Below are 3,407 nucleotides of genomic sequence, written 5' to 3'. Positions count from 1 at the left end.
ATGTTGGACGCGCCGTCGGTGCGGGCCCCGAGGCCCCGGCCCCCTGGTTCGTGTCCGACTGTTCGTTTCCGACTACTCGGGGACGATATTGACCAGCTTCGGCGCCCGCACGATCACCTTGCGAATCCCCGCGCCGCCCAGCGCCGCGACCACCGCCGCGTCACCCAGCGCCAGCTTCTCCAGCTCGTCCTGCGCGATCGACGGGGAGACCTCCAGCCGCGCCTTGACCTTGCCCTTGATCTGCACCACGCAGATCACGGACTCGTCCACGACATACGCCGGGTCGGCGACCGGGAAGTCCTGGTGCACCACCGAGTCGGTGTGGCCCAGCCTGCGCCACAGCTCCTCGGCGACGTGCGGGGCGAGCGGCGCGATCAGCAGCACCAGCCGCTCGGCCACGCTCCGGGGCAGCGGGCCGCCCGCCTTGGTGAGGTGGTTGTTCAGCTCGGTGATCTTGGCGATGGCGGTGTTGAAACGCAGCGCCGCCATGTCCTGGCCGACACCGTCGATGGCCTTGTGCAGGGCGCGCAGCACCGGCTCGGCCGCCTCCTCGTCGACGACGGTGACCTCACCCGTCGACTCGTCGACGACATTGCGCCACAGCCGCTGGAGCAGCCGGTACTGGCCGACGACCGCGCGGGTGTCCCAGGGACGGGAGACGTCCAGGGGGCCCATCGCCATCTCGTACAGCCGCAGCGTGTCCGCTCCGTACTCGGCGGCGATCTCGTCCGGCGTGACCGCGTTCTTCAGGGACTTGCCCATCTTGCCCAGCTCGCGCCTGACCGGCTCGCCCCCGTGGTGGAAGGTGCCGTCCTCGCGCTCCTCGACCTCGGTGGCCGGGACCGGGAAGCCCCGGCTGTCGCGGTGGACATAGGCCTGGATCATGCCCTGGTTGTAGAGCTTGTGGAACGGCTCGGGGGACGAGATGTGTCCCAGGTCGAAGAGGACCTTGGACCAGAACCGCGCGTACAGCAGATGCAGTACGGCGTGCTCGGCGCCGCCCACGTACAGGTCGACACCGCCGTGGGGCATGCCCTCGCGCGGTCCCATCCAGTACCGCTCGATCTCCGGGGCGACCAGCCGGTCGCTGTTGTGCGGGTCGAGATAGCGCAGTTCGTACCAGCAGGAGCCGGCCCAGTTGGGCATGGTGTTGGTCTCGCGGCGGTACCTGCGGGGGCCGTCGCCGAGGTCCAGCGTGACATCGACCCACTCCTCGTTGCGCGAGAGCGGGGTCTCGGGCCGGGAGTCGGCGTCGTCGGGGTCGAAGGTGCGCGGCGAGTAGTCGTCGACCTCCGGCAGCTCCAGCGGCAGCATCGACTCCGGCAGCGCGTGCGCGACGCCGTCCTCGTCGTAGACGATCGGGAAGGGCTCGCCCCAGTACCGCTGACGGCTGAAGAGCCAGTCGCGCAGCCGGAAGTTGACGGTGCCCTCGCCGATGCCGCGCTCGGACAGCCACTGGGTGATCCGCGCCTTGGCCTCGGCGACCTCCAGGCCGTCGAGGGAGATCTCGTCGTTGGCGGAGTTGATCGCCGGCCCCTGGCCGGTGAACGCCTCGCCCTCCCAGTCCCGCGGCGGCTGCACGGTACGGATGATCGGCAGGCCGAACGCCTCGGCGAACTCCCAGTCCCGCTCGTCCTGGCCGGGGACGGCCATGATCGCGCCGGTGCCGTAGCCCATCAGGACGTAGTCGGCGACGAAGACCGGAATCCGCGTGCCGGTGACGGGGTTGAGCGCGTACGCGCCGCTGAAGACGCCCGTCTTGTCCTTGTGCTCGGTCTGCCGCTCGACGTCGCTCTTGTTCTGCGCCTGCTTGCGGTAGGCGGAGACGGCCTCCGCCGGAGTGGCGGCGCCGCCGGTCCACGCCTCCTTGACTCCCTGGGGCCACTCGGCGGGCAGGATCGAGTCGATCAGGCCGTGCTCGGGCGCCAGGACCATGTAGGTGGCGCCGAACAGGGTGTCCGGGCGGGTGGTGAAGACCGTGACCCGCGCGCTCTCGTGGCCCTCGACGGCGAAGTCGACGCGCGCGCCCTCGGAGCGGCCGATCCAGTTGCGCTGCTGGAGCTTGATCGCCTCGGGCCAGTCCAGGGCGTCCAGGTCGCCGAGCAGCCGGTCGGCGTAGGCGGTGATGCGCATGTTCCACTGGCGCAGCTTGGCCTTGAAGACCGGGAAGTTGCCGCGCTCGGAGCGCCCGTCGGCGGTGACCTCCTCGTTCGCCAGTACGGTGCCCAGGCCGGGCGACCAGTTGACCGGCGCCTCGGAGGCGTACGCCAGCCGGTACTGGCCGAGGACATCGGAGCGCTCGACGGCGCTCAGCTCACTCCAGGGGCGCGCGGAGCCGGGGACGGCGCGCTCGCCGCTCTCGAACTGGGCGACCAGCTCGGCGATCGGGCGGGCCTTCCCCGCGGTCTCGTCGTACCAGGAGTTGAAGATCTGGAGGAAGATCCACTGGGTCCACTTGTAGTACTCCGGGTCGATCGTGGCGACCGACCGGCGCTGGTCGTGGCCCAGGCCCAGCCTGCGCAGCTGGCGCTTCATGTTCGCCATGGCCTCCTCGGTCGACACCCGGGGGTGCGTTCCGGTGGCGATGGCGTGCTGCTCGGCGGGCAGGCCGAAGGCGTCGAAGCCCAGGGTGTGCAGGACGTTGTGCCCGGTCATGCGCTGGTGGCGGGCGAAGACATCCGTGGCGATATAGCCCAGGGGGTGTCCGACGTGCAGCCCGGCGCCCGAGGGGTACGGGAACATGTCCATGATGAACTTCTTGGGCCGGGCCACCAGCGCGGGGTCCCCGGCGAGGTCACCGCTCGGATTGGGGGCCTCGTACGTGCCGTCGGCGTCCCAGAAGTCCTGCCAGCGTGCCTCGATGTCGGCGGCCATCGCGGCCGTGTAGCGGTGGGGGGCGGCCACCTCGGCAGCGGAAGCAGCAGAATTCGTCTCGCTCATGATCCTTAAAGCTCCATCGATCGTCTCTGCCAGCGGTTCGTGGGCGGGCTTGGCCACAAACAAAAGGACCCCTCACACAGGAGGGGACGCCGCGCCGATGCCGACCGGATCTCTTCATCCGTCGGGACTGATCAGCGCGGCTCGCTAAGCAGAAGGCGTACGGCACGCATGGCGTCAGGGTACCGCAGCGGACGATCCGGACGCCGCTCCGGCCGGGTGGCGGCACCGGGGCGGCCCGGCGGGGGGCGGGCCGGGCGGGCTCGCCAAGCGAGCGGGGCGGGCGGGCCGGGCTGCCGGGGTCGTGCGCAAGGCGGCGGGCCGTGGTCGCAGTTGAGACATACGAGAAGAGGCGGTGATCCACCCGATCGGGTGCCCGGGCGCGCGCGCGGTCAGTAGGCTGCGCCTGTGAGCGAACCCCGGGTCCCAGGACCCCTCGTCGTCGTCGGATGCGTGGCGGCCCTGAGCGC

The 3,407-nt window shown here is 70.7% G+C and carries 1 protein-coding gene; it reads right to left on the bottom strand.

The window, feature by feature from the left end:
* Positions 1–72: 72 nt before the first annotated feature.
* Positions 73–2,940 carry a leucine--tRNA ligase gene (leuS, locus tag ACWCRA_RS35180; protein WP_351559911.1) on the bottom strand — a complete coding sequence of 956 codons (2,868 nt, stop codon included), beginning with the start codon at positions 2,938–2,940 and terminating at the stop codon, positions 73–75.
* Positions 2,941–3,407: the final 467 nt, after the last annotated feature.

It is taken from the genome of Streptomyces sp. NPDC001889, assembly GCF_053594535.1.
The sequence above is the reverse complement of the archived record's forward strand: the minus strand, read 5'-3'. Positions and strand labels throughout refer to the sequence as shown.

Excerpts from the sequence above, each read along its gene's own strand:
- leuS (WP_351559911.1), bottom strand. The coding sequence starts at position 2,940 with ATGAGCGAGACGAATTCTGCTGCTTCCGCTGCCGAGGTGGCCGCCCCC.